General features: G+C 66.4%; 23 protein-coding genes. 10 read left to right on the top strand and 13 right to left on the bottom strand.

What is annotated here, in order from left to right; translation table 11 throughout:
- Positions 1 to 12: 12 nt before the first annotated feature.
- Positions 13 to 690, bottom strand: coding sequence for a Crp/Fnr family transcriptional regulator (locus ACTAQI_RS13040; protein WP_013602309.1), 678 nt, complete (start codon positions 688 to 690; stop codon positions 13 to 15).
- Positions 691 to 885: 195 nt separating this feature from the next.
- On the opposite strand from ACTAQI_RS13040, the gene ACTAQI_RS13035 reads away from it, so the two are divergent.
- Complete coding sequence (locus ACTAQI_RS13035) at positions 886 to 2,070, top strand: MarP family serine protease (RefSeq protein ID WP_457946403.1); 1,185 nt, start codon at positions 886 to 888, stop codon at positions 2,068 to 2,070.
- 10 nt (positions 2,071 to 2,080) lie between these two features.
- Here the strand turns inward: ACTAQI_RS13035 and aroQ are convergent, their stop codons facing one another.
- The 5 genes from aroQ to ACTAQI_RS13010 form a co-directional block, all read right to left on the bottom strand.
- Positions 2,081 to 2,545, bottom strand: coding sequence for a type II 3-dehydroquinate dehydratase (gene aroQ / locus ACTAQI_RS13030; RefSeq protein ID WP_457946402.1), 465 nt, complete (start codon positions 2,543 to 2,545; stop codon positions 2,081 to 2,083).
- Between the two features lie 123 nt (positions 2,546 to 2,668).
- Positions 2,669 to 4,858, bottom strand: coding sequence for an alpha-galactosidase (locus ACTAQI_RS13025; protein WP_457946401.1), 2,190 nt, complete (start codon positions 4,856 to 4,858; stop codon positions 2,669 to 2,671).
- 151 nt (positions 4,859 to 5,009) lie between these two features.
- Positions 5,010 to 6,350, bottom strand: coding sequence for an ABC transporter substrate-binding protein (locus ACTAQI_RS13020; RefSeq protein WP_457946400.1), 1,341 nt, complete (start codon positions 6,348 to 6,350; stop codon positions 5,010 to 5,012).
- 83 nt (positions 6,351 to 6,433) lie between these two features.
- Entirely contained in the window at positions 6,434 to 7,357 is a 924-nt protein-coding gene (locus ACTAQI_RS13015; protein ID WP_457946399.1) for a carbohydrate ABC transporter permease, read from the bottom strand.
- 10 nt (positions 7,358 to 7,367) lie between these two features.
- Positions 7,368 to 8,300, bottom strand: a complete 933-nt coding sequence (locus ACTAQI_RS13010; RefSeq protein WP_457946398.1) for a carbohydrate ABC transporter permease — start codon at positions 8,298 to 8,300, stop codon at positions 7,368 to 7,370.
- A 185-nt stretch (positions 8,301 to 8,485) separates the two neighbouring features.
- On the opposite strand from ACTAQI_RS13010, the gene ACTAQI_RS13005 reads away from it, so the two are divergent.
- Together ACTAQI_RS13005 and ACTAQI_RS13000 are read left to right on the top strand one after the other, a co-directional pair.
- Positions 8,486 to 9,688: a Gfo/Idh/MocA family protein gene (locus tag ACTAQI_RS13005; RefSeq protein WP_457946396.1), complete on the top strand. Its 1,203-nt coding sequence runs from the start codon at positions 8,486 to 8,488 to the stop codon at positions 9,686 to 9,688.
- Positions 9,689 to 9,693: 5 nt separating this feature from the next.
- Positions 9,694 to 10,722: a LacI family DNA-binding transcriptional regulator gene (locus tag ACTAQI_RS13000; protein ID WP_457946395.1), complete on the top strand. Its 1,029-nt coding sequence runs from the start codon at positions 9,694 to 9,696 to the stop codon at positions 10,720 to 10,722.
- Here the strand turns inward: ACTAQI_RS13000 and ACTAQI_RS12995 are convergent.
- From ACTAQI_RS12995 to acs, 5 genes are all read right to left on the bottom strand, one after another.
- Positions 10,719 to 11,507 carry a DeoR/GlpR family DNA-binding transcription regulator gene (locus tag ACTAQI_RS12995; protein WP_457946394.1) on the bottom strand — a complete coding sequence of 263 codons (789 nt, stop codon included), beginning with the start codon at positions 11,505 to 11,507 and terminating at the stop codon, positions 10,719 to 10,721. The two genes, ACTAQI_RS13000 and ACTAQI_RS12995, sit on opposite strands and share 4 nt — an antisense overlap.
- 55 nt (positions 11,508 to 11,562) lie before the next feature.
- Positions 11,563 to 12,477, bottom strand: coding sequence for a carbohydrate ABC transporter permease (locus ACTAQI_RS12990; RefSeq protein WP_457946393.1), 915 nt, complete (start codon positions 12,475 to 12,477; stop codon positions 11,563 to 11,565).
- A complete protein-coding gene (locus tag ACTAQI_RS12985) occupies positions 12,474 to 13,448 on the bottom strand; it encodes a carbohydrate ABC transporter permease (RefSeq protein WP_457946392.1) in 975 nt (324 codons plus the stop codon). Before ACTAQI_RS12985 ends, ACTAQI_RS12990 begins: the two co-directional genes overlap by 4 nt.
- 87 nt (positions 13,449 to 13,535) lie before the next feature.
- Positions 13,536 to 14,846 carry an ABC transporter substrate-binding protein gene (locus tag ACTAQI_RS12980; RefSeq protein WP_457946390.1) on the bottom strand — a complete coding sequence of 437 codons (1,311 nt, stop codon included), beginning with the start codon at positions 14,844 to 14,846 and terminating at the stop codon, positions 13,536 to 13,538.
- A 205-nt stretch (positions 14,847 to 15,051) separates the two neighbouring features.
- Positions 15,052 to 17,103: an acetate--CoA ligase gene (acs, locus tag ACTAQI_RS12975; RefSeq protein WP_457946389.1), complete on the bottom strand. Its 2,052-nt coding sequence runs from the start codon at positions 17,101 to 17,103 to the stop codon at positions 15,052 to 15,054.
- Positions 17,104 to 17,510: 407 nt separating this feature from the next.
- Between acs and ACTAQI_RS12970 the strand changes: the two genes are divergently transcribed.
- From ACTAQI_RS12970 to ACTAQI_RS12960, 3 genes are read left to right on the top strand one after another with little or no spacing between them, the layout of a single operon-like run.
- Positions 17,511 to 18,935 (top strand): hypothetical protein, encoded by a 1,425-nt coding sequence (locus ACTAQI_RS12970; RefSeq protein ID WP_457946387.1) that lies wholly within the window; start codon positions 17,511 to 17,513, stop codon positions 18,933 to 18,935.
- Between the two features lie 44 nt (positions 18,936 to 18,979).
- Complete coding sequence (gene nth / locus ACTAQI_RS12965) at positions 18,980 to 19,774, top strand: endonuclease III (protein WP_457946386.1); 795 nt, start codon at positions 18,980 to 18,982, stop codon at positions 19,772 to 19,774.
- Positions 19,771 to 20,448 (top strand): NUDIX hydrolase, encoded by a 678-nt coding sequence (locus tag ACTAQI_RS12960; protein ID WP_457946385.1) that lies wholly within the window; start codon positions 19,771 to 19,773, stop codon positions 20,446 to 20,448. The genes nth and ACTAQI_RS12960 overlap by 4 nt, the downstream gene beginning before the upstream one ends.
- Positions 20,449 to 20,451: 3 nt before the next feature.
- Here the strand turns inward: ACTAQI_RS12960 and ACTAQI_RS12955 are convergent, their stop codons facing one another.
- Both ACTAQI_RS12955 and ACTAQI_RS12950 read right to left on the bottom strand, forming a co-directional pair.
- Entirely contained in the window at positions 20,452 to 20,640 is a 189-nt protein-coding gene (locus ACTAQI_RS12955; protein ID WP_457946384.1) for a YegP family protein, read from the bottom strand.
- Between the two features lie 156 nt (positions 20,641 to 20,796).
- Positions 20,797 to 22,533 (bottom strand): bifunctional 3'-5' exonuclease/DNA polymerase, encoded by a 1,737-nt coding sequence (locus ACTAQI_RS12950; RefSeq protein ID WP_457946383.1) that lies wholly within the window; start codon positions 22,531 to 22,533, stop codon positions 20,797 to 20,799.
- A gap of 285 nt (positions 22,534 to 22,818) precedes the next feature.
- Here ACTAQI_RS12950 and ssd point away from each other — a divergent pair, with 285 nt between their 5' ends.
- Genes ssd through ACTAQI_RS12930 form a run of 4 tightly spaced genes read left to right on the top strand, consistent with a single transcriptional unit; the run spans position 22,819 to position 26,562 of the window.
- Positions 22,819 to 23,859, top strand: coding sequence for a septum site-determining protein Ssd (gene ssd, locus ACTAQI_RS12945; protein WP_457951053.1), 1,041 nt, complete (start codon positions 22,819 to 22,821; stop codon positions 23,857 to 23,859).
- A complete protein-coding gene (locus tag ACTAQI_RS12940; protein WP_457946382.1) occupies positions 23,856 to 25,160 on the top strand; it encodes a TadA family conjugal transfer-associated ATPase in 1,305 nt (434 codons plus the stop codon). Before ssd ends, ACTAQI_RS12940 begins: the two co-directional genes overlap by 4 nt.
- Positions 25,157 to 25,957 (top strand): type II secretion system F family protein, encoded by an 801-nt coding sequence (locus ACTAQI_RS12935; RefSeq protein WP_457946381.1) that lies wholly within the window; start codon positions 25,157 to 25,159, stop codon positions 25,955 to 25,957. Before ACTAQI_RS12940 ends, ACTAQI_RS12935 begins: the two co-directional genes overlap by 4 nt.
- A complete protein-coding gene (locus ACTAQI_RS12930; protein WP_457946380.1) occupies positions 25,954 to 26,562 on the top strand; it encodes a type II secretion system F family protein in 609 nt (202 codons plus the stop codon). Before ACTAQI_RS12935 ends, ACTAQI_RS12930 begins: the two co-directional genes overlap by 4 nt.
- Positions 26,563 to 26,641: the final 79 nt, after the last annotated feature.

Raw genomic sequence — 26,641 nt, 5'->3', positions numbered from 1 at the left:
TTTTATTGGGTCCTAGCGGGAGCGCTGGCGGAGCCGCTGCATGTCCAGGATGACCACGGCGCGGGCCTCGAGGCGGAGCCAGCCGCGCTGGACAAATTCGGCCAGGGCCTTGTTGACGGTTTCGCGGGAGGCGCCAACCAGCTGGGCCAGTTCTTCCTGCGTGAGCTCGTGCGCCACCAGGACGCCGTCGGTTGCGGGCCGGCCGAAGCGGTCCGCAAGGTCCAGCAGCGCCTTGGCAACACGGCCGGGGACGTCGGAGAAGACGAGGTCGGACAGGGAGTCGTTGGTGCGGCGCAGGCGGCGGGCCAGGGCCTGCAGCAGCTGGGCCGAGACCTCCGGGCGGGTGCGGAGCAGGGTGTTCAGGCTCTCGTTCTTGAGCCCGGCCAGCCGGGTTTCGGACACCGCGGTGGCGGTGGCGGTGCGGGGGCTGGGATCAAACAGGGCCATCTCGCCGAAGAGCTCGCCCGGGCCGAGGATGGCAAGGAGGGATTCGCGGCCGTCAGGGGAGGTGCGGCCAAGCTTCACCTTGCCGGAGACGATGAAGTAAAGCTGGTCACCCTGGTCGCCCTCGCGGAACACCGATGCGCCGCGGGAAAGGTCCACCTCGGTGAGCTCGTCCGTCAGCAGACGGAATGCGTCGTCGTCGAGCGTGGCGAAAAGGGGTGCTCGGCGCAGTACCTCGATGTCCATGAAATCTCCTACGTAAAAGTATCGGCTGTGGCGCTTGTGCCATTGTTTCAGAATTTTCAAGGTTCTGTGACGAACTTGGCAGCCGAAACGCCTGCGGGCAGCCGGGTACGGGTCCGCCGAGGGGCGCCGGACCCGACAGAAGATTGTCAGCGTCCGCCACTAGAATGGGGGTTCAACTGTAAATAAGGAGCCTTTGTGGTCGGCCTGACTGTCCTGGACATTGTCCTGATCCTGGCGCTGCTGTCATATCTCGTCTACGGCCTCCGCAATGGGTTCCTGGTCACTGTCGGCGGCCTCGCCGGTTTCGCTGCCGGCGCCATCGCAGCCTTCTTCGCCGTCCCGCTGGTCAGCACCTTCGTCGAGGATTCCGGATGGAGGCTCACTGCGATCATCGCTGCCGCCGTCGTCCTGATGGCACTGGGGCACGGCCTGGGCACCATGGTGGGGCGCCAGCTCCGCGGCGTGGTGCGGATCCGGCCGCTGCGGGCGGTGGACCGGCTGGTGGGCGGGGCACTGAACCTTGTGGTCTCCGCGCTGGTGATGTCCATGCTGGCATTCAGCGTCAGCTCCCTCGGCGTGCCCGTCGTGTCCCAGCAGCTGGCCGAATCCAAGGTAATCCGTTTCATCGACGGGCTGACTCCTACCCCCGTCAAGGCCACCATGGCGGAGCTGCGGTCCACAGTGATCGGCAATGGCATCCCCACGCTGCTGGAAGGGTTGGACCAGGGCCAGGCCGTCCAGGTCCCCAACACAAGCACCAATACGCCGGCGCTCAACAGGGCTGCCCAGTCCGTGCTGAGGATCGCGGGCACGGCCTATGAATGCGGCCAGAACCAGACCGGCAGCGGCTTTGTAGTGTCGGAAGACCGCGTGGTGACCAACGCGCACGTGGTTGCTGGCGTGTCACAGCCGGTGGTCGAGATGCCCGACGGCGGCGCGATGCCGGGACGTGTGGTCTACTTCGACACTCGGCGCGACCTGGCTGTCCTGGCCGTGGACAACCTGCCGTCCCAGCCGCTGCAACTGAGCCGGGACCTGCCCGGCGGCAGCCAGGCTGCGTTCGCCGGGTACCCGCACGGCGGGCCCTTCCAGTCCAAGCCTGCAACCGTCCAGGACATTGCCACCGTCCTGGTCCCGGACATCTACGGCAACAACCCCGCGCCGGAGGACATCTACCGCCTGGCCGGGGACGTCCAGCCGGGCAATTCCGGCGGCCCGCTGCTTACTACCGACGGCCAGGTGGCCGGAGTAATCTTCGCCAAGGCAACCTCGGACGCCGAGGTCGGGTTCGCCATCACCATGAATGACCTGGACCCCGTCGCAGAGCAGGCGCCCACCCTGTCATCGCCCATATCGTCCGGGCAATGCATCAAGAAGTAGCACCTTCCGGTTAAAGGACCTCTGCCAGGTAGTCGATGGCGAGCTTGTAGCCGAACACCCCGGCGCCCACGATCACCGCCGAGCAGACCGGCGACAGGTAGGAGTGGTGCCGGAACTCCTCCCGCTGGTGCACGTTGGTGATGTGAACCTCGACGGCGGGCAGTTGCACAGCGGCCAGGGCGTCACGAAGTGCCACGGACGTGTGCGTGAAAGCGCCGGCGTTAAGGACAATTCCCACCGCGTTCTGCCGGGCGGCGTGGATGGTGTCCAGCAGGACGCCTTCGTGGTTGGACTGGACGCACTCCACGGCGAATCCGTGGTTCTTCCCGGCGGCGGCAGCCAGCTGCTCCACATCGGCAAGGGTTGAAGTGCCGTACTTCTCCGGCTCCCGCGTGCCCAGCAGGTTCAGGTTGGGGCCATTGATCACAAGGATGGTGCCGCGGCCGGTTTCGGCGGTGGAGGAGACTTCAGTCATGCCTGCAAATCTATCGGTTGGGCCTGCCCGCCGCGCATTCTTACGTCTGCCCACCCCATCGACTGCTCCGTAGGTGTCGTTTTGAGGCCCGAAAGCGACAAGTACTCAGCAGTCGATGGTTGTCTAGAGGGCCGTGACCTTCAGCAGCAGTGCGTGCTCCGGGTTAAGCATCGGCATGGGCAGCCCCACCTCCGCGAGGAACCTGCCGTTCGCCACCGCGCCGTCGGCAAGCCACGCCGGGGGCTGGACCTGCGTGAAGGTGTGGCCGTAGTCGGCGTCGCCGGGTGCCGGGAAGAGGGCCTCTACCCGGTAGCTGCGGTCCGCGTCCAACCCGGGAATACCCATCCGGCCCGGGGCCTCGGCTGCAGCGGTGCGCATGCTCACGACGGCGAACAGGCCCGCCGTCGTGCCTTCAACGGACGTGGGAGCCACCACGCCGTGCAGCTGGAAGGCGTCGTCGGCGAGGTCGGCGATGACGCGGCGGCCACTGTGGATCAGGTCCCGGTGTTCCTTGTACAGGGACACGAAGCGCCGCAGCTCGTCGCGTTCCTTGCCCTGGACGCTCCGGACATCCCACTCCATTCCGAAGTGGCCGAACAGGGCGGTGATGGCGCGGAAGGACAGATCGTGGGTGCGTGCCGTGGTGTGGGAGGTGGTGGGGCCGATATGGCTGCCCACCAACTCCGGCGGGACCACCACGCCGGTCCAGCGCTGGATGGTCTGCCGTTCCAGGGCGTCGTTGCAGTCAGAAGCCCACACGCGGTCAGTCCGCTCCAGGATGCCCAGGTCCACCCGGCCGCCGCCGGAGGAGCAGCTCTCAATCTCGACGCCGGGGTGGGCCTTCCTGAGCTCGTCGAACAGCCGGTAGGCGGCCAGGGTCTGCGCGTGCACGGAGGGGCGGCCGGCGTGGCCGTGTTCCACGAGGTCACGGTTCTGGTCCCATTTGAGGTAGCTGATGTTGTTCCCGGACAGGAGCGCGGAGATCCGGTCGAAGATGTACTGCCACGCCTCCGGGTTCACCAGGTCGAGGACATGCTGGTTGCGCCACTCAAGGGGCAGCCGGCCGCCGTCCTTGTGCGCAACAGCGGAGGGGCTCACAATCCACTCGGGGTGCGCGCGGGCCACGTCCGAGTCAATGTTGACCATTTCCGGTTCCACCCAAAGCCCGAACTCCATGCCGCGGGAGGTCACGGCGTCGATCAGTGGGGTCAGGCCCTCCGGCCATACCGTCTCGTCGACGTACCAGTCGCCCAGGCCGGCGTGGTCGTCGCGGCGGCCCCGGAACCAGCCGTCGTCGAGCACGAAGCGCTCCACGCCGAGGTCCCCGGCAGAATCTGCCAGCTCGGTCAGGGTGTCCAGGTTGTGGTCGAAGTACACGGCCTCCCAGGTGTTCAGCACCACCGGGCGCGGCTTTCCGGCCGGCCTGCCCGTGGAGGCGGCAGGCAGGACGTGGTGCGGGCGCGAACGGAACCAGCTGTAGAAGGCCTCAGTGATGCCGTCCAGGCCGTGGCTGGAGTAGGCCGCGAACAAAGCCGGCGTGGTGTAGCTGGCCCCCTGTTCCAGGATGACTTCCGCGGGTCCCAGCAGCTCTGAACCGCCAATCATGGTCCGGCCGTCACCGATGGTGTCAGCGAACTGTTCGTGGTTGCCGCTCCACGCCAGATGGGTGGCCCAGACCTTGCCATGGCGGTTGCCGAAACCGGCGGTTCCGGCCGCGAAGATCAGCGAGGAGTCGTGCCCGGTACGGCCATGGCGTCCGGTCCGGACCCAGGTGCCCTGCTGGATGGGGTGCCGCTGCGGGTGGCGCTCCCGGCACCATCGGCCGGTCAGGTCAAGGAGTTCGACGGCGTCAGGGGCCACCGGGAGGACAGTGGCCAGTTCGTCCACCTGGAACGGGGTGGGGCCGTCATTGGTGACGGTGTGGCGCAGTTCCAGCAGGCCGCCGTCGTGGAGCGTGAGGGACGTCGAGACGCTGATGCCGGCGTCGGCGTCGGCCTGGCCGATCGTGGCGGTGCGGCCCTCAGCGTTGACGGTCGTGACGCGAAGCCGGGTGGAGAAGTCGAAGCCGCTGCCTTCACCGGTGATACGGTGCCCGCGCAGGGCTGGCCGGCCCCGCCACGAGGAGGAGGCTTGGGGGAGCAGGCCGGCGGGGACGCGTGCATCGACGGAGGAAGGCCCCACCGGGCCGGCAAGGAATGCCAGGTCGGGCAGCCCGGCCCCCAGGTCAGCACCCCAGTGGATGACCTCGGCCTCCCCGCTGTCGAAGCTGATCAGCAGGCTGGTGCCGGCGGAGCGGAGGTACAGGGGGTCCATAGGAGGTCTCTTTCAGTGTTTAGCGATGCGTCCCAAGTTACGCACAGGAGCAAAATCGGGGAAGGGGTGGCCGGTGCCGCCGTCGCGAGGAGGGGGACGGCGGCACCGGGCCGGGTGGCTGCGACCACATACGCAGCCACGTTGGAGGGGGTTACTTGAACAGGGCGTTGACCTGATCGTTGGCCTGGGTCAGGGAGCTGGCCTTGGCCTTGCCGGATACCACAGCGTCCATGGCCGGCTTCATGATGCCGTCAACCTTGGCGGCGTTGTCCGCAATGGGGTAGAGGAACGTAGTGCCGTCCTTGACCTGCTGGCTGAACGGGGTCACATCCACGCCCTTGGCCTTGAAGGCCTCCACGGCTTTGTCGGCAGAGGCCTTGATGGCCGGGAACACCACGGCCTTGGACGCAACCACGTCCTGGCAGGCGGCGGAGCCCAGGTACTCCACCCACTTGATGGCGGCGTCCTTCTTCTTGGTGCCGGCGTAGATGGAGTCCGCCAGGCCGTTGTACATGCTGGCGCGCTTGCCGTTGGCACCCGTGGGGGTGGGGGCGATGCCGACCTTGATGTCCTTGTAGCCGGTGTACTGGCCGATCATCCAGGAGCCGTTGGCGTTGATGACGGACTTGCCGGCGGCAAAGGTGTCAGCCATGCTGGCGCCCACCGTGGTTTCGAGCTTGGGCATGTAGCCCTTGTCCACCAGACCGGCAAACCAATTGATGCTTTCCTGGAACTTGGGGTCGTCGTAGTTGTACTGCTTGCCCCACGGGTTCTTGTCCGTGTGGGTCCAGCCGGTGGTGCCGGTGAGGTAGCTCCATTCGGTCTGGCCCTGGCCGGAGCCGGACCCGTTGAGGCCGAGGCCGTAGACCGCCACGTTGGTCTTGTCGAAGCCGGGCTCGTCGCCGCGCTTGCCGTTCTTGTCCACGGTCAGGTGGGCGATGGTCTTTTCGTACGTGCCGCCGTCCTGGGGGTTCCAGGTCAGGTTGGCCATCTGTTCAGGGGTGACGCCCGCGTCGGCTGCAAGCTTGGTGTTGTAGAACAGGGCGATAGTGTCCCAGTCCTTGGGGAGGCCGTAGCGCTTGCCGTCCTGTCCCACCCAAAGGTCGGCGAGGCCGGAGTTGTAGGCGCTGGTGTCGATGTTGTCCTTCTTGACGGCATCATCGAGCGCAAGCAGTTGCTTGTTCTTGATGAATTCCGGGTACTTGCCCAGGTGGTCGGTGAACACGTCCGGGGCGGTGCCGGCGACGAAGCCGTTGGTAAGGGTGCCCCAGTAGTCATCCCAGCCGCGCTGGGTGACCTTGACGGTGATGTCCGGGTTGGCCTTGTGGAAGTCGTCGGCGCACTGCTTGTACGCGGGAAGCTGGTTGGCGTCCCAGAGCCAGTAGTTTATTTCGCCCTTGCCGGCGTCGGCGGACCCGCCGCCGCCACAGGCGGAGAGCGCCAGGACTGCTGCTGCCGCTGCAGCGAGGGAGGTGAGTGCCTTCTTTTTCATGGGAATTCCTTTCACAGTGTTTCCGGGCAGGCCGCCATGGCCCGGTGCCGGAGATGGTGCGGGGGAGTTGGGTGGGACGGGTGTTATTTGATGCCGGAGAAGCCGATGGAGTTGACGATCTTCTTGCCGAAGACGGCGAACAGGATCAGGACGGGCAAAGCGGAGACCAGGGTGGCCGCCATCAGCCCGGACCAGTCCGGTGCGCCTTGTGGCGACTGGGACTTGAAGACTCCCAGGCCCACCGTGAGGACACGGACCGATTCGTCCTGGCCCACCAGCAGCGGCCAGAAGTACTCGTTCCACTGGCCGATGAAGGTGAGCAGGGCAAGTGTGGCGATGGGGGCTGCGGCGTTGGGCAGGATGATCTGGAAGAAGATCCGAAGGTGCTTGGCGCCGTCGAGCATTGCCGCTTCCTCCACCTCGCGGGACATGTTCAGGAAGAACTGCCGGAGGAAGAAGATGGCGAACGGGGTCATGAAAATGTAGGGGAGCACCAGGCCTGCCATCGTGTTGAGCAGGCCCAGGTTCTTGATGAGGAGGAAGTTTGGCAGCGCCGTGAAGATCGGCGGCACCATCATGGTGGCCAGGAAAAGGCTGAACACCAGGTTCCGTCCGCGCCACCTCAGCCGGGCGAAGGCGTAGGCGGCCATGGCACTGAAGAACACGGCTCCGGTGGTGGTGATGGAGGCGAAGAGCACGGAGTTGCGGAGGTAGCTCCAGAAATCGATCTGGGCTCCGGAGCCGCCTTCGGCGACTGCTTCTTCCGGCGACTGCAACCCGAAGACCCGTTTGAACGCGCCGAGGTTGAAATCTGCGGGAAGCAGGTTGGTGGCGTTGCTGGCCAACGATCCGTTGGTGGAGAGCGCCGTCCGCAGGATCCAGTAGAACGGGAGGACTGATACGGCGACGGCGAGGGCCACGAGTACCCAGGCGCCGGCGCGGCGCCAGTTGAACGGACGACGGCGGACGCCGGGCCGGGCAGGTGCGGAGACTTTAGCGGTGGTCATGAAAGTGTCCTTAGTCCAGGTCTGATTCGTTGCCCTTGAGGAACTTCATCTGGATGAAGGCCACCAGGGCGAGGATGACGAAGAGGATGACCGCCAGGGCGGAGCCGTATCCGAAGTCGGATTCCGTGAAGGCCTTTTGGTAGATGTAGAACTGCAGCACCCGGCTGGCGTTGACGGGGCCCCCCAGGGTGGTTACGGCCACGGTGTCGAACACCTGGAACGAGCCGATGACGGTGACGATCAGGACCAGCACCAGCACCGGCCGCAGCAGCGGCATGGTGATTTTGCGGAAGGTTTGCCACGGGGAGGCGCCATCGAGGTTGGCCACCTCGTAGACGTGGTGGGGGATGGCCTGCAGGCCCGCGAAGAGCAACAGTGCCGTGTACCCCATGTGCCGCCAGGTGTTGATGAGCGCCTGGGTGGGAATGGCCCATTCCTCGCTGCCGAAGAACGCCACCTTGGGCAGGCCGATGGCCTCGATGAAGTAGTTGACGATGCCGATCTGGTAGTCAAGCAGCCAGAACCAGAGGAGGGCGGCGATCACGTTGGCCATCAGGTACGGCAGCAGGAGCGCACCGCGGATCAGGGTTGATTTGGCGACCCGGTGCATGAGCAGGGCCAGCCCCAGCGCCAGTGCGGTCTGCAGGACGATGTTGATCAGGACATACTGCGAGGTGACCGCCAGGGCGTTCCAGAACAGCGGGTCCTTTGCGATGGCCTCATAGTTGGCGGTTCCAATCCAGGTTGGATCCCCGAGGATGTTGTATTCGGTGAAGCTGAGGTAGATGCCGCGAAGAGTCGGCACCAGGTAAAAGACGATAAATCCGATCATTGCCGGAGCGATGAAGAACAGGGCGATCTTTAGGTCGCTGCGTCCCCGGCGCTTCAGCGGCCGGATCACTTGGTGCTCCGCCGGGCTGGCGTTCCTGGTAAGGGTGGTCATCGTCGACCCTTTCCTCGAGTGTGATGGAAGTAACAAGCTGCGAGACAATCTACACGAGTAGATGAGCGAGTGGCAAGACGTTAATTTTTCCTTTCAAACGTTGACTTTTTATCCATTCTTTAGATGTTGACTCGTGTAGATGGTGATGCAAGACTCAGATATCCCCCCTGACGGAAGGCATGACAATGACGTTCTCCATCGGCATCGTGGGCGCGGGCCAGTTCGGCTCCCAGTTCGCACACCTTTTCAACCTGCACCCCGGCATAGACGCCGTCCATGTGGTGGACGAGCGCCCCGAGCGGGCCGCCGAAGCCGCGGCCCGGTACAACCTGGCGGGGCAGGAAGCGGACTTCGACGCCCTGCTTGCTTCCGACGTGGACGCTGTTGCGATCTTTACCCAGCGCTGGACGCACGGGCCGCTGGTGGAACAGGCGCTGCGGGCGGGCAAGCATGTCTACTCGGCCGTTCCCATGGCCGTCTCGGAAGAGGAAATCGCCCGCATCATCGACGCCGTCCGGGACACCGGCCTGGTCTACATGATGGGGGAGACCAGCTACTACAACCCGGCCACGGTCTATGCCCGGGAACAGCACGCAGCCGGCAAGTTCGGAAGGATCTTCTACTCCGAGGGCGACTATGTCCACGACATGGACCTTGGCTTCTACGATGCTTACCAGTACAGCGGCGGCGAACGGTGGAAGGAGACTGCCAGCTACCCGCCCATGCTCTACCCCACGCATGCGATCGGGGGAGTACTGGGGGCCATCCCTGCGCACGCCGTCAGCGTCAGCTGCGTCGGCGTCAGGGACCAGCGGGACGACGGCGTGTTCCACAAGGACGTCAGTATGTTCGGCAATGACTTTTCCAACGCCACGGCGCTCTTTGAGCTGAACGACGGCGGCGCCATGCGTACCAACGAAATGCGTCGAGTGGGCTACCCCTCCCATATCCGCGAATCGCGGTTCCGCTTCTTCGGTACCGAGGCGAGCTTCGAACAGCTGGCCAAGGTCACCGTGTGGCAGGACAAGCAGAACGTCCACGACATCTCCGAGCAGATGGAAACCCGGCCCAGCATGTCCCTGGACGACCCGTCGCTGGCCAATGTCGCGCCGGAACTGCGGGACGCCTTCGTGTCAGGACTCTCCCCGGTCCACGATGCCGAACGGCTGCCCGAGGAGTTCCTCGGCGCCCCCAATGGACATGAAGGCAGCCATCATTTCCTGGTGGACGACTTCGTCACCGCGGTGAACAACCGCACGCTGCCGCCCGTCAACGCCTGGGTGGCCGCGCGCTTCACCCTGCCCGGGATCGTGGCGCACGAGTCGGCCCGGCAGAACGGCGCGCGGCTCCCCATCCGTGACTTTGGCGACGCCCCGGCCAGCTGGTAGCTAGCATGTACTCCATGACCACTTCGGCTGTGCCGGCGCCGCGCGGGCCGGTGACGCGCAAGGATGTAGCCCGGTTCGCGGGCGTCAGCACCGCCGTCGTGAGCTATGTGGTCAATGGAGGTCCGAAGAAGGTGGCCCCGGCCACCGAAGCCAAGGTCCAGGACGCCATCCGCGTCCTCGGCTACCGACCCAATGCGGCGGCCCGGGCGCTCAAGCTGGGTTCAAGTGAGACGCTGGGGCTCATTGTCCCGGACATTTCCAACCCGTTCTTCTCGCTCTTCTCCCATGCCGTGGAGGACGCAGCGGCTGCCCTGGGGTACGCCCTGGTGTTGAGCAACTCGGACGGGAACCTCGCCAAGGAGCGGCGGAACGTCCGGAACCTCGCTGCCCGGCAGGTGGACGGGGTGTTGCTGGCCAGCGTCCTGTTCGAACCGGACCTGGAAGCCCTGGAAACGGCGGACATTCCGGCGGTGCTGTTGAACCAGGAACGCGATGCGCCCGGGTTCAACAGCATTGGCGTTGACCTCGCGGCCGGTGCCCGGATCGCGGTGGAACACCTCATTGGCCACGGGCACACCAACATCGGCCTGGCGATGGGTACCAACGTCTCCGGCTCCACCGACGGCCGCGAACTGGGCTGGCGCGAGGCCCTCCAGGCGGCCGGCCTGCCGGAGGGGCCCATCGCCTACAGCGCCTTCACGAGGCCCGGAGGCTATGCCGCGGGGCAGCGGCTGTTGGCCTCCGTGAACCGGCCCACCGCGATCTTTGCCACCTCGGATATGCAGGGGATCGGACTCCTGCGCGCCATCCACGAAGCGGGACTGTCCGTTCCCGGCGATATCGCGGTGGCTTCCTTTGACGGCTCGGCCGACTCCGAATACTCGTGGCCGCCGCTGACAACGGTCGAGCAGCCCGTGGTGTCCATGGCGGAAGCCGCGGTGGGTGCCCTGGTGGGGGCAAGCCGTGGCGAAAAGCCGCGGCACCGGATCTTCCCCACCAAACTGCACATCAGGCAGTCCTGCGGCTGCCCCTAGGCTGCGGCGAGCCGAAGCCTGCCCACCCGGTCCTGCAGGACACGCTGTGCTTCGGAACCCAGCCCGGGGTCGCTGATGACCTCATCCACGTCCTCCAGCGAGGCAATCGAGCTGATGCCCAAAACTCCCCACTTGGTGTGGTCCGCCAGGACGACTGTCTTCCGGGCTGCGGCGACAAATGCCCTGTCCGTTTCGGCCTCCAGGAGGTTGGGCGTGGTGAAACCGGCCACCGCGTCCATGCCGTGAACGCCGAGGAACAGCAGGTCCAGGTGTAGCTGCTTCAGCGCGCTTGTCGCGATAGGTCCAACCAGGGCGTCCGACGGCGTGCGCTGGCCCCCGATCAGGATGACGGTTGAGCTGTAGCGGGCCGGACCTGTGGTGGCGGCATGGTGGAAAAGGTCGGCGATGCGCACCGAATTGGTCACCACGGTGATGGGCGGACCGTCCACCAGTTCCTTGGCGAGTGCCCACGTGGTGGTCCCCGCGCTCAGGCCAACAGCCATCCCTTCATGGACAAGCGCCGCCGCTTCAACGGCAATGGCACGCTTCTCCGCCGTCAACTGGGTGGACTTCAGCTCGAACCCGGGCTCGTGGGTGCTGGCATCGCCGGGAAGCTTGGCGCCGCCATGGATCCGCTCGAGCTTGCCGCTTTCCTCCAGCAGTTCGATGTCCCGCCGGACCGTCATGAGCGAGACGCCCAGCTGCTGGGCGAGGTCTGACACGCGGACCACCCGTTCCCGCTGGACGGCGTCCACAATGGCCTGGTGACGTGCTGCGGGGAGCATGGAGATCCTTTCGGGCGGCTGAGGGAGCGGTTTCCCCTTCAGGTTCCATCTTTGCCTACCCCTTGCTGGAACCGAGAGTCAGCCCTGCAACAAACTGCCGCTGCAGGAGCAGGTAGATGATCAGGGTGGGGATGACCGTGATGACCGCACCGGCGGCCAGAAGGTTGTAGTTGTTCAGGAACTGTCCCTGGAGGTTGTTGATGGCGGTGGTGATGGGGAGCCGGTTGCCGCTCTGGATGAAAAGCAGTGGCCAGAAGTAGTCGTTGTAGATGAAGATGACCTCCAGCGTTCCCAGCGCGGCGAACGCCGGCCGGCACAGCGGAAGGATGATTTCGCGGTATTGGCGCCAGATCCCGGCACCGTCCACCAATGCCGCTTCGGTCAGGTCGGCGGAGAGCGCCTTCATGTAGTTGGACAGCACGAAGGTGCAGAACCCCATCTGGAACGCCGTGTCCACCGCTATCACCACGATGTAGGTGTTCAGCATGTTCCCGGAGTCGCTGAAGGAGTAGGGCACCTCCAGGTGCTTGGCCATCTCGAACAGCGGCGCCGCGAGGACCTGCGGGGGAAGCAGGTTGCCCGCCGTAAACATGATGAGCAGCGTGATGTTGAACTTCCAGCCGACCCGGCTCACGGCGAAGGCCATGAGGGAGGCCAGGAAGAGAGTCAGCACCACGGCCGGCACGGTGATGATGACGGAGTTCCAGAAGTAGGTGGAAAAACCGCCCTGGGTCCATGCCTGGATGAAATTGTCAAAATTGAAAGCCCCGGCCACGCTGAAGTAGCCATACTGGTTGGTTGATGCCACCGGCCTGAGGGCGGTGAAGACGGACCAACCGAGCGGGACGAGCCACATGATGGCCATGATGGTCAGGAAGATGTGTGTTCCGTAGTGCCGCTTGGGGCGGCTTCCGGACCGGGCTCCGGCTTCCGCGGGAACCGGGCGGGGCCGGGCTGCAACGTTGCTCATGCTCTGTTCTCCTTGCCAAAGGTGCGGCTGAGGTAGAAAACGATGGGGACGAGGGAAATCACCAGGAGCACCACTGCCAGCGCGGAGCCGACGCCGATCACCTGGCCTTCGCCTACGAGGTTCTGGATGACCAGGGCGCTGAGCATCTCCAGGCCGTTGGTGCCGCGGTTGATCACGTAGACAACGTCGAAGGCACGCAGGGATTCGATGATGGTGATGACCACGATGACGATGTTGATCGGCCGCATGGCCGGAAAGACCACCCGGAAGAAGGTCTGCGTGGCGGAGGCGCCGTCGATGGCTGCTGCCTCCTTCAGGCTGGGGTCCACGCCCTTCAGGCCGGCCAGGTAGAGCAGCATCACATAACCGGCATGGCGCCAGGTGGCTGCGATCATGGCGGCCCAGATGTTGACCGACGAGTCCCCGAACCAGTCCACCGCCTGCGGCGTCCCGGCCGTACCCAAAAGGAAGTTCAGCAGGCCGTTGTCGCGCTGGTAGAACAGTTGCCAGATGATGCCGATGAGGGCGAGCGAGAGCATGACGGGGGCGAAGAAGATGCTTTGGTAGATCCTGCTGCCGCGGATGTTCTGGTCCAGGAGGACGGCGAGCAGCAGGCCCAGCGGGGTGGCGATCAGGGCCAGGAACAGCAGCCACATCATGTTGTGCTGCACGGCGGGCCAGAACGGCGGATAGTCCTGCGTGATGAACTGGTAGTTGTCGGTGCCGGCGGGGCGGATATCCGCCAGGTCCAGGCCGTTCCAGCGGCTGAAGCTCAGTCCGACGGACATCAGCATGGGCAGCCAGACCAGCATCAGTTCTACAAGGGTGGGAATGCCCACCATCAGGGTCAGGACGAGCTTGTCCCGTCCGGACAGGCGGCGGACGCGCCCGCCCCGGGCTCTCCTCTTCGAGGGGGCGCCGGCCGGTTCCCTGGAGTCCGGCGGGATCAGTTCTTGTGCGGTACTGCTCATGGAATTCTTTCCTTGCTTGGTCCGGATGCAGGAGGGAAACGGCGACGGCGCAAGCCCCCTGCCGCCGTCGCCGTTCCTTGGATGGGACTACTGCGCGGCGTACAGGGTCTTGGCCTGGGCCTCAAGGTTCTTGACGTCCATGGTGCCGTCCTTGATGAAGGTCTGCAGGGCCGGAATCATCACGTTGTTGGCCATGGCAGGCAAGGCATCCCGGTCGAAGAACTGGCTGATGTTCTTCGCGTTCGCGATGGTGTCAGCGCAGGTCTTGTTCAGGGGCGTGAACTTTGAGGTGTCCGCGCCCTTGGCCGTTGCGATGTTGGACGAGTCCACCTTGGCGTAGGCATCCTGGGCTTCCGGGGTGCCGAGGAATGCCATGAAGTCCCGGGCTGCCTTGTTGTCCCCGCCCTTCTTGGACAGCAGCAGCCCGTCGATGGGGGCTTCGACAGAGTCCCTGCCTTCCATGGCGATCTCCGGGAAGGCAAAGAAATCGATATCGGCCAGGACCGCGGGATCGGTGAACTGCTGCGTGACGAAGGAGCCGAGCAGGTACATTCCGGTCTTCTTCGCCTCCAGGGCCTTCGCCGCGTCCTGCCAGGTCTGCCCCAGGGCTCCGGGATCCTGGAACGGCAGGAGCGCCTTCCAGGTATCAAAGACGGCGCTGACTTTCTGCTGGTCCCAGGATTCCTTGTGGGCGCAGAGGTCAACGTGGAACTGGTAACCGTTCAGGCGCATGTTGATGTAGTCGAACGTACCCATGGCCGGCCAGCCGTCCTTGTCGGCAAAGCCGATGGGGATGAGTCCATCGGCCTTCATCTTGGTGGCCAGCGCCTTGAGGTCGTCGAAGGTGGCCGGAACCTGGTAGCCCTTCTCGGTCCAGAGGCTCTTCCGGTAGAAGAACCCCCACGGGTAGTTGTAATTGGGGACAAAGTACATTTTGCCGTCGGGGCCGGTGGATGCCTTCTTCAGTGCGTCCGAATAGTTGGCGCCCACGGTCTTCCAGACGTCGTCGACGGGTGCGAGCAGTCCTTTGCCCGCGTAGTACTGCATCCGGTAGCCGGCAAACCAGGTAAATGTGTCATCCGGAGAGCCCTGCAAGTAGGAATTGATCTTGTTCTGGAAATCGTTGTGGGGCACCACATTCGTGGTCACCTTTTTGCCGGTCTTGGCGGTGAAGGCGTCCGTGACAGTCTGGTACGCGCGCTTGGGCACATCGTCCGAGGACCCGGAACCAAACGTGAGTCCGGAAGATTCCGACCCCGTTGCCGACGGCGCGCTGCCGCCGGTGCAGGCGGCAAGGAACGGGATGCCGGCGAGGCCGACCGCTCCTGCGCCGACCGTCTTGAGGATGGTCCGCCTGCTCGGAAATGCAGTGGCCGACGCATCAAACTGTGAAGCCATGTTCTCTCCCTTGAAAAATAGCCGCGTGTGAGGCACCTCACATGCCTTGACTATAACCTCGCAAAAGCGAACAGGGAAGAACGATAAATAACATTTTAGATGTCGATATTTTTGAATCGTCACAAATGGGAATGGCCCCGATTTCCCCGTAATGACGGGGAAATCGGGGCCATTTAGTGGTTCCTCACCGAATGCTAAGCCACTGTTACTTTCTGAGCGACTGCGCGATCTGCTGCATGATCGTGGGATCGGAAAGGGTGGTGGCGTCGCCCGGGTCACGGCCCTCGGCGACGTCCTTGAGGAGGCGGCGCATGATCTTGCCGGACCGGGTCTTGGGCAGTTCCGGCACTACCAGGATGTTCTTGGGCTTGGCAATGGGCCCGATCTCCTTGCCCACGTGGTTGCGCAGTTCCTGGACCGTGGCGTCGCCGTTGTTCACGGCGTCACCGCGGAGGATGACGAACGCGACGACGGCCTGGCCGGTGGTTTCGTCCGTGGCACCCACGACGGCGGCCTCCGCCACGGCGGGGTGGCTCACCAGGGCGGATTCGATCTCGGTGGTGGAGAGCCGGTGCCCGGAGACGTTCATGACGTCATCCACGCGGCCGAGCAGCCAGATGTCGCCGTCTTCGTCGCGCTTGGCGCCGTCCCCTGCAAAGTACATGTTCTCGAACCGGGACCAGTATGTGTCCTTGAAACGCTCCGGGTCCCCCCAGATGCCACGCAACATGGACGGCCACGGCTCCCGGATTACCAGGAAGCCGCCGTGCCCGTTCGGGACAGACTCGCCCATTTCGTCCACCACGTCCACGGCGATGCCTGGAAGCGGAACCTGCGCTGAGCCGGGCTTGGTGGCGGTCACGCCCGGGAGCGGGGCGATCATCTGGGCGCCGGTTTCGGTCTGCCACCACGTGTCCACGATCGGCGCCGGTTGGTCTTTCTTTTCGCCGTTCTTGCCGGCGTTGGCGCCGATGACGTCGCGGTACCACATCCACGCCTCCGGGTTGATGGATTCACCCACCGAGCCAAGCACGCGGATTGAGGAGAGGTCGTACTTGTCCGGGATGTCCCGGCCCCACTTCATGAAGGTACGGATGGCGGTGGGGGCGGTGTAGAGGATGGAGACCTTGTATTTTTCCACGATCTCCCACCAGCGGCCCTGGTGCGGGGAGTCCGGGGTGCCTTCGTACATGACCTGGGTGGCGCCGTTGATGAGCGGCGCGTAGGCGACGTAGGAGTGCCCGGTGACCCAGCCGACGTCGGCCGTGCACCAGTACACGTCCGTTTCCGGATGGAGGTCAAAGACTGCCTTGTGGGTGTACGCGGTCTGGGTGAGGTAGCCGCCGGTGGTGTGCAGGATGCCCTTGGGCTTCCCGGTGGTGCCGGAGGTGTAGAGGATGTACAGCGGGTGCTCGGAATCGTGGCCCACCGCGGTGTGCTCGGCGGAGGCGATGTCCACCGTGTCAGCCCACCAGTGGTCCCGGCCTTCCTTCCAGTCCACGTCCTGGCCGTTGCGCTTGACCACCACCACGTTTTGCACCGTGTGGCCGTCGTGGGCCAGGGCGTCGTCCACGGCTGCCTTGAGCGGGCTCGGCTTGCCGCGGCGGTAGGTGCCGTCGGCGGTGACCACGAGCTTGGCCTCGGCGTCGTCAATCCGGGAGCGGAGTGCTTCCGCGGAGAAGCCGCCGAACACCACCGAGTGGACCGCGCCGATCCGGGCGCAGGCCAGCAGCGTGATGACTGCTTCCGGAATCATGGGCAGGTACACGGCCACGCGGTCACCCTTGGCCACGCCCAGGGACTCGAACGCGTTGGCTGCCTTCTTCACTTCTTCGGTCAGCTGTGCGTATGTGTAGGTCCGGGTGTCGCCGGGTTCGCCCTCAAAGTAGATGGCAACACGGTCCCCGTTGCCGGCCTCGACGTGCCGGTCCAGGGCGTTGTAGGCCGCGTTGAGTTCACCGCCCACAAACCACTTTGCGAAGGGTGGATCAGACCAGTCCAGGGCCTGGGTAAAGTCCTTGCTCCAGGTCAGCAGTTCCCTCGCCTTCTTGGCCCAGAACGCCGGCCGGTCAGCATCTGCTTCCCCGTACTCGGCGGCGGTGACAACGGCGTCAGCCGCGAATTCCGGGGAGGGCGGGAAAGCCCGGGTCTCATGCAGCAGGTTCGCAAAGGCATCGCCCTGGTGGCCTTGCTGGCCTGCCGGCTGGGCGGAAGCGGACGGAACCGTGGCCGTGGAGCTGGGAGTGTCCTGGGACATGTGAACCTCATCATTCATCGATCTTTGCCGCGCGGGACGCCACCACCGCAGGGCCCGCCGTTGGCACGGCACTGGGCTCCAGCCGGGCGGACGTACCGCAAAGAGCTGTTCCGCAACCTAGCCTAATGCTTGCCGCGCATGCGCTGTGCTCTCCGTCACAGATGCGACTACGAGCGGCATTTTTTAAGCGGTGAATGGCGCCTTCATTACTGGTCCCGGAGCCTTGGAGGCCTGCTCCAGCTAGTGATCAGCCAGGCTGTTGACTAGGCTGAGATGGAATTGTGACTTCACTTCGGACCGCTTCGGCCAGGCGCAAACAGTGCCCTGCCGGGCCCGGACCGCATGTCAAGACGGCACATTTTTCGGGTCCGGACCGGGCCCGGTGCCGCCACGCTAAGGAGAGCAGAATGAACCAGCAGAGCTTCGGCCAGCGAACGGGCCCGGACACCGAGGCAGGGCCCGGAGTTTCCGGATCCGCAGCCGGGGGACCAGGGCACCCAACGCCCGCCGGCAACGCCGCCAAGGGACAGGCTGCAGGACAAAAGGCTGCCTCCGTGAAGATCGACCCCAACGCCAACCAGGCGGTTCTCGGTCCGTTCACCGTGCGGGACCTGGCTGTTTTCGCCGGCACCCTGATCCTGTTTGTCGCGTCCCTGCTGCCCCTCTTCGGCGCCCGGTACAACCTGTGGAACCTGAACAACCTGTTCTTCCTGGGACTGGGTATCATCCTGCCGCTGATCGCCAGTGCCCTGTTCGCCGCACGCCGCCTGGCCCCTGCCACCAGGATCCGGGTGGGTTCGCTCTCGATCGACCAGTTCGCGTCGGTGGTGGCTTCCTTCGCCGTCGCCTTTTTCTTCGTGTCGGTGGCAGGCGCTTTCGTGACCAGCCTGCTGGTGGGCCTGATCGGCTCGCTGGTCCTGTTTGCCGCGACGGTCCTGGGCCGCTTCCTGCCGTACCTGTCAGGCGACTTCAAGGACCGGGCCGAGGTCCCGGCCCACGTCGTGGCACGCGAAGCCGCAGTCCCAACGCGGAGGCCGCGCGCCCCCAAGGCGCCCAAACCCGAGTCCGGCCCCAGCCAGTCAAAGGGTGGCTTCAAGGGCGCCGGCATCTTCGGGGGTGCCGGTGCCGGCTCCTCCGCAGTCCAGCCGGGGTCGGCCAGCCCCAGCCCTGAGCCTGTCCGTTCCCAGGCGCCCGCCACGGCTGCTGTTCCAGCGGTCCCTGCGGGGGCTTCGAGCACGGGAGCCGCCAGTGGCGCAGTTCCCAGTGCAGTAGCTGGCAGCACCGCAGCAGCGAGTGCGGGAGCCGGGAGTGCCGCAGCCGCCGGCGCCGGCACGGGTGCCGCCGCGTCCGCGCCCGTATCAACCGCCCCCGAAGTATCGGACCGGACCCCCGAAGTATCGGGCCGGACCCCCGAAGTGGACGCCGGCCCGCCCACCCAGGCAGCCGACGTCGTCCGCCCTGCCCCTGTGCCCGCTGCGGAACAGACCGAGCATGGGGATGCCCCCGCAGCCAATGCGCCGCAGGCGGCGTGGGAGCCGCCGGCTGCCACGGCCGTGCACCAGCAGGTCCGGGCCGAGCAGCCCATCGGCGCAACGGTGGACCCGGCAGCCCGCCACGAAGAACTGGATGGGCAGCCCATCCACGAGGCCTTTTGGTTTGCCGTTGCCCAGCACCGCACCGCCTTCGACCCCCGCACCGGTGCGCCGGCCTTCGTCATTGAACCCGGCGGATGGGTGCTGGCACTCGAGGACCGCGGCCACGAATTCCTGGTCCAGCACACTGACGGACGGCTGGGAGTCCTGCGCGACCTCAGCAACATCGAGCGCGGCTGACGCCGGTGGCAGGGCCCCGCAGCAAAACAGGACAGGCCGCAGGGATGCCCGTGGTCTCGTCCGAATCCGTCCTGGCGCTGAAGCGGCGGGCACGGCGGATCCACAGGGCCCTGGCCGAGAAATACCCCTACGCCCATGCGGAACTGGACTTCCGCAACCCGTTCGAACTGCTCGTGGCCACCGTCCTGTCCGCCCAGACCACCGACGTCACGGTCAACCAGGTCAGCAAAGTGCTTTTTGCCCGCTGGCCCAATGCCCGGTCCCTGGCCGAGGCAGACCCCACGGAGCTCGAAACCATCCTCAAGCCCACCGGATTCTTCCGCGCCAAATCGAGGAACGTCCTCGCGCTGTGCACCCGCCTGGTGGACGACTTTGACGGCGAAGTTCCCGGACGGATGGAGGAACTGGTCACGTTGCCCGGCGTGGGCCGCAAGACGGCCAATGTGGTACTGGCCAACGCATTCGGCGTCCCGGGCATTTCCGTGGATACGCATTTCGCCCGCCTGGCGAAGCGGTTCGGGTGGACCCAGTCAGAGGACCCCGTGCAGATCGAACAGGACGTGGCGGAGCTGTTCGAGCGCAGGGACTGGACCATGCTGTCCCACCGGGTGATCTTCCATGGGCGCCGCGTCTGCCACGCCCGGAAGCCCGCTTGCGGGGCCTGTCCCGTTGCCAACTGGTGCCCCAGTTACGGGCTGGGCGAGACCGACCCGGACAAGGCAGCCAAGCTCCTCAAATATGAGCTTGCCCCCGGCAGCGAGGCATTGCTGGAGCAGTACCTGGCAGAGCAGCACCGGGCTTCGGAGATCCGGATGGCTTCCCAGATGAGGACCCCGTGAGCGCCCGCGATGACCTGGCGGAGCTGGTCCGGCGGGCGGAGACCGGAACCGCAGGGCCTCCTGATCCGCGCTGGGCCGCACTCACCGTGGACATTGCACGCGCCCGCAGGGCCGCCGTCCTGATGCTCTTCGGCGTGCTCGATGACGTCCCCGCCGCGTCCGGCAAGCCGCTTGCGCCGGCTGACCTCGACGTCCTGCTCCTGGAGCGCGCCCACACCCTGGGGTCCCACCCGGGGCAGGTGGCGTTTCCGGGTGGCGGCATCGATCACGGCGAATCCGCTGTGGCGGCTGCGCTCCGTGAAGCCGAAGAGGAGACCGGGCTGGACTCGGGCGGGGTGGAAGTGCTGGGGACGCTCCAGGAGCTGGGCCTGGCGCACAGCAATTTCCTGGTGACGCCTGTGCTCGGGTGGTGGCATTCGCCGTCGCCGGTCCGGGTGGTGGACTACGGCGAGTCCGCGCAGGTGTTCCGCGTGCCGGTGCGGGACCTGCTGGATCCGGACAACCGGGTGATGGCCACCGTCCACCGGGCAGGCCGCACCTTCGACAGCCCTGCCTTCACCGTCAACGGCGTGGTGGTGTGGGGATTCACCGGCATCGTGCTGAGCGGCCTCTTCGACCAGCTCGGCTGGTCGGTTCCCTGGGACCGGAACCGGCTGCATCCCATGGGGGTGTAGTTTTCAGGCCTGCTGGCGCAAATCCACCACGATGGCCGTGGCGGCATTCTCGCGCATGGCATTGATGCCGTCGCGGAGCAGGTTCAGGGACCTGAACGTGGGTGAAACTGCAACGGTGTTGCCCTCGGAGTCGGTGAGCCGCAGCCGGTACGACTCGTCGCCTGTGCGGTGTATTTCAAATCTTCCCGCCATGGACGGGGACCTCCCTGGTATGCGTCGTTGCATCAGCTTGTGGACCGGTCTGTTTCAGTCACCGCTCCGACTGTAACGTTCGCCACGGTAACCGTCGAGCTACTGCCGGGTAGGTTACCTTGCATCTCGCAGGCGGGTATTCGGCCCCCTGAAACGCTATTTGGCGAGGTCGTAGGAGTCGACCACGGCAAGGCTCACCGGGAACTCCACGGGGATCCGCCCGAACAACAGCTCCTTCGCCGCGGCGGCCGATTCCTCGATGGCTGCGATGCAGGCGTCAACCCCGTCGGCCGGTGCATGCACCATCACCTCATCGTGCAGGAAGAAGACCAGCTCCGCGCGGACAGCCCCGCCGCTCTCACCGGTGCCTGCCGTCCCCAAGGTGCGCAGCCGCCGTCGTAATTCCGCAAGCCAGCATGCTGCCCAGTCTGCCGCCGAGCCCTGGACCACGAAGTTCCGGGTGAAACGGCCCCGGGACCGGGCAATCGACTCTGCGCGCCGCTGCTCTTCGGCCGTGGTGGAGCGTTGGCTCAGGAACCACCGCTCCGAGGGCGGAGGGCTGCTGCGGCCCAGCCTGGTGGTCACGGTCCCGCCGGCCTCGCCCGCCCGCGCCGCCCGCTCCACAAAGTCGACGGCACGGGGATAGGTGCGCGCCAGCTGCGGCATCAGGCGGCCCGCCTCGCCGGAGGTGGCACCGTACATGGCGCCCAGCAAAGCCATTTTCGCCTTGGCACGGTCCCCGCCGAAGCCCTTTGCGGCGATGCCGGCATAAAGATCCTGGTCCCGGGCGGCCTCAGCCATGGAGGAGTCCTGCGCCAGGGCCACCAGGACACGCGGTTCCAGCTGCGAGGCGTCGGCGACAATCAGCTTATGGCCCGGGTCCGCGTGCACCGCACCGCGGACCTGGCGCGGGATCTGCAGTGCGCCGCCGCCGCGGGATGCCCAGCGCCCGGAAACAACGCCGCCCACCACGTACTCGGGGCGGAACCGGCCGCTGTCCACCCAGGCATCCAGCCAGGACCAGCCGTTGGCCGTGTGAAGGCGGGAGAGCTTCTTGTATTCCAGCAGCGGCTCGATGACCGGGTGGCTGGACTCCCTGAGCTCCCATTTCCGCGTGCTCTTCACCTCGATCCCGTTGCGGTGCAGGGACCGCATGAGGTCCTGCGGCGAATCCGGGTTGAGTCCGGGGGCGTTGAGCAGGGCGCGCAGTTCCGCTGCCAACGCCTCAAGTTTTTGCGGACGCTGGCCAGCGGGCGGCCTGGGACCCAGGTGGTTGACCAGAATCTGTTCGTGCAGGTCCTCCCGCCACGGGACGCCCGCGTGCTGCATCTCGGCAGCCACCATGGCAGCCGCCGACTCCGCCGCGAGCAGCAGCTGCAGGCGGTTCCGGCGGTTTTCCTCCGTCCCAACACCGGCCAGGGCGCCCTGCTGGGCGGCGTACTCTGCGCGGAGTTCCTCGAGGGACCATCCCGGCGCAGGCCCGGTACCGGGATCGTCGAACAGTGCGCCCTGGTCTGCAGGAGGACGCGGTGGCTGCAGTGCTTTCGGGGGAAGCATGGGATCCTCGACCGGGACCCTGTCGGTATTCCTGGCGTAATCGGTGTGGGCGCTGAACTGGGAAAAGGCCAGGATGTTCCCGCAGAGAGTGACGTCATAGCAGCGTTCCAGCTCCACGCCTGACGCGAGCAGCGCGGGGTACCAGTCCTGCGTCCGGTGCCAGATCCAGCGGGGCGCCTGGCCGCCGGGGCGCCGGGCTTCCAGCTGACGGACGACGGCGGGAAGGTCAGCGGGTGCCACCACACGGGGTTCGCGGTTGGCCGGCTGGGGCTGGCCCGCCTGCGTCAGCTCCTGAAGTGCAGCACCGCGGGGGTGGGCGGCGAGCATCAGGTACATGCTCCCATTGTGCCTTGCTGGAAGCGGTGCCTTCGGTTGTCCACATAGGCGGAGTGCTCCCTTAACTGCGAGTTGCGGCCGCGGCAGAGTGGCTCCATGAGCAGGCACCAGCTGAATGCACCGCATCCCGGGCCGGGACAGGCCACAGTTTCCTCCCGGCGGCCCCCGGACCTGGCACCCCCATCCCGGCTTCCTTTGCCGGACAGCCCGGTGGCGTCGGGCCCCGCGTGGCTGCCGGACAGTCCTGTGCCGGGTGGTTCGTTGCCGGACGGTTCAGGCGAGGTGCTGCTGGTTACCGCCTCCGGCGTCCTCCGCGCCGAAGTCGAGCGCATAGTGGCAGCCGCCGGCGCCCAGCTGCGCGTTGTCGCGGATGGAGTGGAGGGCGGCCGCTACTGGGACGCCGCATCGGCGGTCCTGGTGGGCAGCGACGTCCGGGAGATGCCACCGCGGCGGCGCACGCCAGCGGTCATGGTGGGCCTCGACGGCGAGGGCGACAGCCTATGGCACCTCGCCGCCGCACTGGGTGCCGAACGTGTGGCCGTGCTGCCCGATGCTGCCGCCTGGCTGGCGGACCATCTCAGCCGGTCGCGCTCGCCGGGCCCCGGCGGCCTGGTCCTTGGGATCACGGGTGGCTGCGGCGGGGCCGGTGCCACCACCGCCGCCATCTGGATAGCCCAGGCCGCGGCAGGGCTGGGGGCGCGCGTCCTGCTGGTTGACGGCGACCCCTGGGGCGGAGGCCTGGAACTGGCACTCGCGGCCGAGGACAACCCCGGGCTCCGCTGGCCGGACCTCGCCGAGGCCAGGGGCAGCATCGACCCCCTGCAGCTCTCCGATTCCCTGCCTGTGGCCGGCGGTTTTTCGTTCCTGTCCTGGCCTGCCACCCGGGAACAGCCGGTTCCTGTCGCTGCTGCCGCCGCGGCGGGTGTGCTTGACGCTGCCCGCCGTGGCTACGAGCTGGTGGTCGTGGACGTGGGACGGGGCGCGGAGCCGCTCCATACGGTGGCCTGGGACTGCGACCGGATCATGGTGGTGGTACCCGCACAGTTGAAGGCAGCAGTGGCGGCGGTGCGCCTGCTGCAGGAGCTTCCGCCGGTGGAGGCTGCCCTGCTGGTGCGGGGGCGCCCGGGTGCGGCGCTGGATAGTTCCCTGATTGCGGACGCCGTAGGGTTGCCGGTGCAGGGCCGCATCCCCGAACTGCGGGCCGTCCCGGGAGCCATGGAATCGGGCCGCCTTCTGGATCTGGGGAAGCGGCGGACTATTCGGCACTTCGGTGCCACGGTGCTCGATTGGCTCGGCGAGGACCTGAAAGCGGGGGATGTGGCATGAGGCGGCCGCCCGGTACGCCTTCAGTTCCTGCCCGGGAAGCGGGCGGCGCAGCTGGTCCCGGAGGACTGGGGGCACGGCGCAGTGCCCGCATCCTGGAAGCGAACCAGGCCGTCCGCCAGGGGCGGGGCAGGGAGCCCGCCGGCACGGGCCGGACTGTCGATTCAGGGCTGCTGGAATCGGTCCGCGAGTCGATGATGGCCGAGGCCGGAGCCGTAACACCTTCGCGGGTTGCCGCAGCGGTACAGGCCACCGGCAAGCTGTTGGGTACCGCGGGGGCGCTTGCCGCGGTGGAGCGGATCAGCGCCGAGCTCAATGGACTTGGTCCGCTGCAGGAGCTCACCCGGGATCCTGCCGTAACAGACATCTTCGTCAACGCCCCCGACTCCGTGTGGGTGGACCGCGGCCGGGGTATCGAGCGCGTACCTGTCCTGTTCGATGGCGAGGCGCAACTGCGCGCGCTGGCCTGCCGGCTTGTGGCGGCGGGCGGCCGCCGCCTGGATGACGGTTCACCCTGTGTCGATGTCCGGCTTGCCGGCGGCTACCGTGTCCATGCCGTGTTGCCGCCGGTGTCCACGTCCGGGACGCTGCTGAGCGTCCGGATCCGCAGGGAACGGGTCTTCAGCATGGCTGAGCTGCGCACGGGCGGCATGTTCGGCGAGCGGGTGCAGACGGTGCTGGAAAGGATAGTGGACGGGAGGTTGAGCTTCCTGGTCAGCGGTGCCACGGGGTCCGGGAAGACCACGCTGCTGTCCACTCTCTTGGGGCTATGTTCGCCGGATGAACGCCTCGTCCTGATCGAGGATGCGTCCGAGCTGAACCCCGTCCACCCGCACGTGGTGGCCCTTGAATCACGCCACGGAAACCTTGAAGGCGGCGGTGCCGTGGACTTGGGGGAGCTCGTCCGGCAGGCGTTGCGCATGCGTCCGGACAGGCTGGTGGTGGGGGAGTGTCGGGGCGCTGAAGTGCGCGAGCTCCTCACCGCGATGAATACCGGGCACAGCGGCGGCGGTGGAACCATCCACGCGAACACGGCAGCAGCAGTCCCGGCCAGGCTTAACGCCCTCGGGGCGCTCGCCGGGCTCGGCCCGGAGGCCGTGCGGCTTCAGGCCGCCAGCGCCCTTGACGTCGTTGTCCATGTCGGCAGGACGCCGAAGGGCAGGGAAATCCTGTGCATTGGAATCATCGCCGATGGCCCGGAAGGACTGGCCGTGGTGCCCGCCCTTGGGGAATCAGGTGCCCCGGGTCCCGCATGGGAAGCGCTGGCAGCCCGGTTGGGGATGGACCCCGAGGCACTCCTGTGACACTCCTCCTCACCGTGCTCCTGTGCAGCGCTGTGCTGTTGCTCCTCAGGCCGCCCCTGGATGCCGCTTCCAGGCTGCGCGCGGCAACCGGCAACATGACCACAGCACCGGGTTCCAGGAAGGGCCGTTTACTGCCGTGGGGCAGGGCAGGCGGCGGAAGCGCGGCAAGGACGCGGGAACCGGGCCTGACCCTGGTGGTGCAGCAGCTGGCGGCACTGCTCAGGGGCGGACGGACGCCCGGGCGGCTGTGGGACGAACTGTGGACGGTATACGGCAAAGGTGAAAGCGGGCAGCGGCTTCAAGGGGCCGCACCGCTGTCCGGGGCAGTCCTGTCAGAGGGGTCAGCGGCAGTCCTGGCATCCGCGCGTGCGGCTGCGGCCACCGGAGCTCCCGTTGCGGAGGCCATCCGCCGTGCGGTCCCCACAGCGTTCCCACACCGGGACAGGGAAGCCCGGACCTGGTCCGAGCTCGCCGCCTGCTTCGACATCGCCGAGGCCAGCGGGTGCCCGCTCGCCGACGTGCTGACCCGCTTCGCGGCCCAGCTGGAAGCGGAGGATGACGCTGACGCGGCCCGGCAGACGGCCCTCGCCGGGCCCAAAGCCACCGTCCGGCTCCTGACCTGGCTTCCATTGATCGGCCTTGGACTCGGTGCTGCCCTGGGCGTGGATCCGCTGGCCACACTGCTGGGAACACCCCTCGGACTGGCCGCGTTGATGGGCGGGGTGGTGCTCACAGCTGCGGGAAGAGCCTGGTCCGCCCGGCTGGTGTCGGCTGCTGCTGGAGCAGGCAAGCCATGACGCCGGTATGGATCCAGGGCCTGGCACTGTTCCTGCTTCTCGCGGCAGGGTCATGGCTTGCCTGTTCCAGCCATGACCGGTCGCGTCAGCGCCTGCGCCACCTTTCTCCTGCCACTCCAAGGACACAACAGCCTGCGGCCGCTCAGGGGACAGCAGGGAGCTCCGGCAGCGGCCTGAAGGACACCGCCATGATGCTCGAACTTGTGGCGGCGATGCTGGATGCGGGAGCCGGAATTGGCCGGTCCCTCGAACTGGTGGCTGCCTCGGCTGCGCCACAGTACCGGGACTCCCTGCGGCCGGTGGTCTCGGCGCTGGCCATCGGCGCCGACTGGGAAACAGCCTGGCGCAGCTCCGCCGTCCGGCTCCCCGAGATCCTGGAACTCCGGGACGCCCTCGGGTTCGCGGCGCTCACGGGCGCACCCTCTTCCGCGATCCTCTACGCCCAGGCTGCAAGACTTCGCCGAAAACGGTTCCGGGCCGCGGAAAAGCGGGCCGCATCGCTTGGCGTGAAGCTGGTGGTTCCCCTGGGCTTGTGCTCACTCCCGGCCTTTATCTGCCTTGGGGTTGTCCCGGTGCTGTTGGCCCTGGTGCCTTCCGGCTCCTAGCAGTCCAGGCCCCTCCCCAGGCCGTTCGTCCCCTCCTCCACAGCACTGAAGCGGTGCAGCTTTTCCACTTAGCGCACCC

Source organism: Pseudarthrobacter sp. alpha12b (assembly GCF_054130495.1).
Note: the sequence above shows the minus strand (reverse complement) of the source record. Positions and strands in the feature narration are given on the sequence as shown.

Coding starts and splice junctions, on each gene's coding strand:
- ACTAQI_RS13040 (WP_013602309.1), bottom strand. CDS start 690: ATGGACATCGAGGTACTGCGCCGAGCACCCCTTTTCGCCACGCTCGAC.
- aroQ (WP_457946402.1), bottom strand. CDS start 2,545: ATGACTGAAGTCTCCTCCACCGCCGAAACCGGCCGCGGCACCATCCTT.
- ACTAQI_RS13025 (WP_457946401.1), bottom strand. CDS start 4,858: ATGGACCCCCTGTACCTCCGCTCCGCCGGCACCAGCCTGCTGATCAGC.
- ACTAQI_RS13020 (WP_457946400.1), bottom strand. CDS start 6,350: ATGAAAAAGAAGGCACTCACCTCCCTCGCTGCAGCGGCAGCAGCAGTC.
- ACTAQI_RS13015 (WP_457946399.1), bottom strand. CDS start 7,357: ATGACCACCGCTAAAGTCTCCGCACCTGCCCGGCCCGGCGTCCGCCGT.
- ACTAQI_RS13010 (WP_457946398.1), bottom strand. CDS start 8,300: ATGACCACCCTTACCAGGAACGCCAGCCCGGCGGAGCACCAAGTGATC.
- ACTAQI_RS13005 (WP_457946396.1), top strand. CDS start 8,486: ATGACGTTCTCCATCGGCATCGTGGGCGCGGGCCAGTTCGGCTCCCAG.
- ACTAQI_RS13000 (WP_457946395.1), top strand. CDS start 9,694: ATGTACTCCATGACCACTTCGGCTGTGCCGGCGCCGCGCGGGCCGGTG.
- ACTAQI_RS12995 (WP_457946394.1), bottom strand. CDS start 11,507: ATGCTCCCCGCAGCACGTCACCAGGCCATTGTGGACGCCGTCCAGCGG.
- ACTAQI_RS12990 (WP_457946393.1), bottom strand. CDS start 12,477: ATGAGCAACGTTGCAGCCCGGCCCCGCCCGGTTCCCGCGGAAGCCGGA.
- ACTAQI_RS12985 (WP_457946392.1), bottom strand. CDS start 13,448: ATGAGCAGTACCGCACAAGAACTGATCCCGCCGGACTCCAGGGAACCG.
- ACTAQI_RS12980 (WP_457946390.1), bottom strand. CDS start 14,846: ATGGCTTCACAGTTTGATGCGTCGGCCACTGCATTTCCGAGCAGGCGG.
- acs (WP_457946389.1), bottom strand. CDS start 17,103: ATGTCCCAGGACACTCCCAGCTCCACGGCCACGGTTCCGTCCGCTTCC.
- ACTAQI_RS12970 (WP_457946387.1), top strand. CDS start 17,511: ATGAACCAGCAGAGCTTCGGCCAGCGAACGGGCCCGGACACCGAGGCA.
- nth (WP_457946386.1), top strand. CDS start 18,980: ATGCCCGTGGTCTCGTCCGAATCCGTCCTGGCGCTGAAGCGGCGGGCA.
- ACTAQI_RS12955 (WP_457946384.1), bottom strand. CDS start 20,640: ATGGCGGGAAGATTTGAAATACACCGCACAGGCGACGAGTCGTACCGG.
- ACTAQI_RS12950 (WP_457946383.1), bottom strand. CDS start 22,533: ATGTACCTGATGCTCGCCGCCCACCCCCGCGGTGCTGCACTTCAGGAG.
- ACTAQI_RS12940 (WP_457946382.1), top strand. CDS start 23,856: ATGAGGCGGCCGCCCGGTACGCCTTCAGTTCCTGCCCGGGAAGCGGGC.
- ACTAQI_RS12930 (WP_457946380.1), top strand. CDS start 25,954: ATGACGCCGGTATGGATCCAGGGCCTGGCACTGTTCCTGCTTCTCGCG.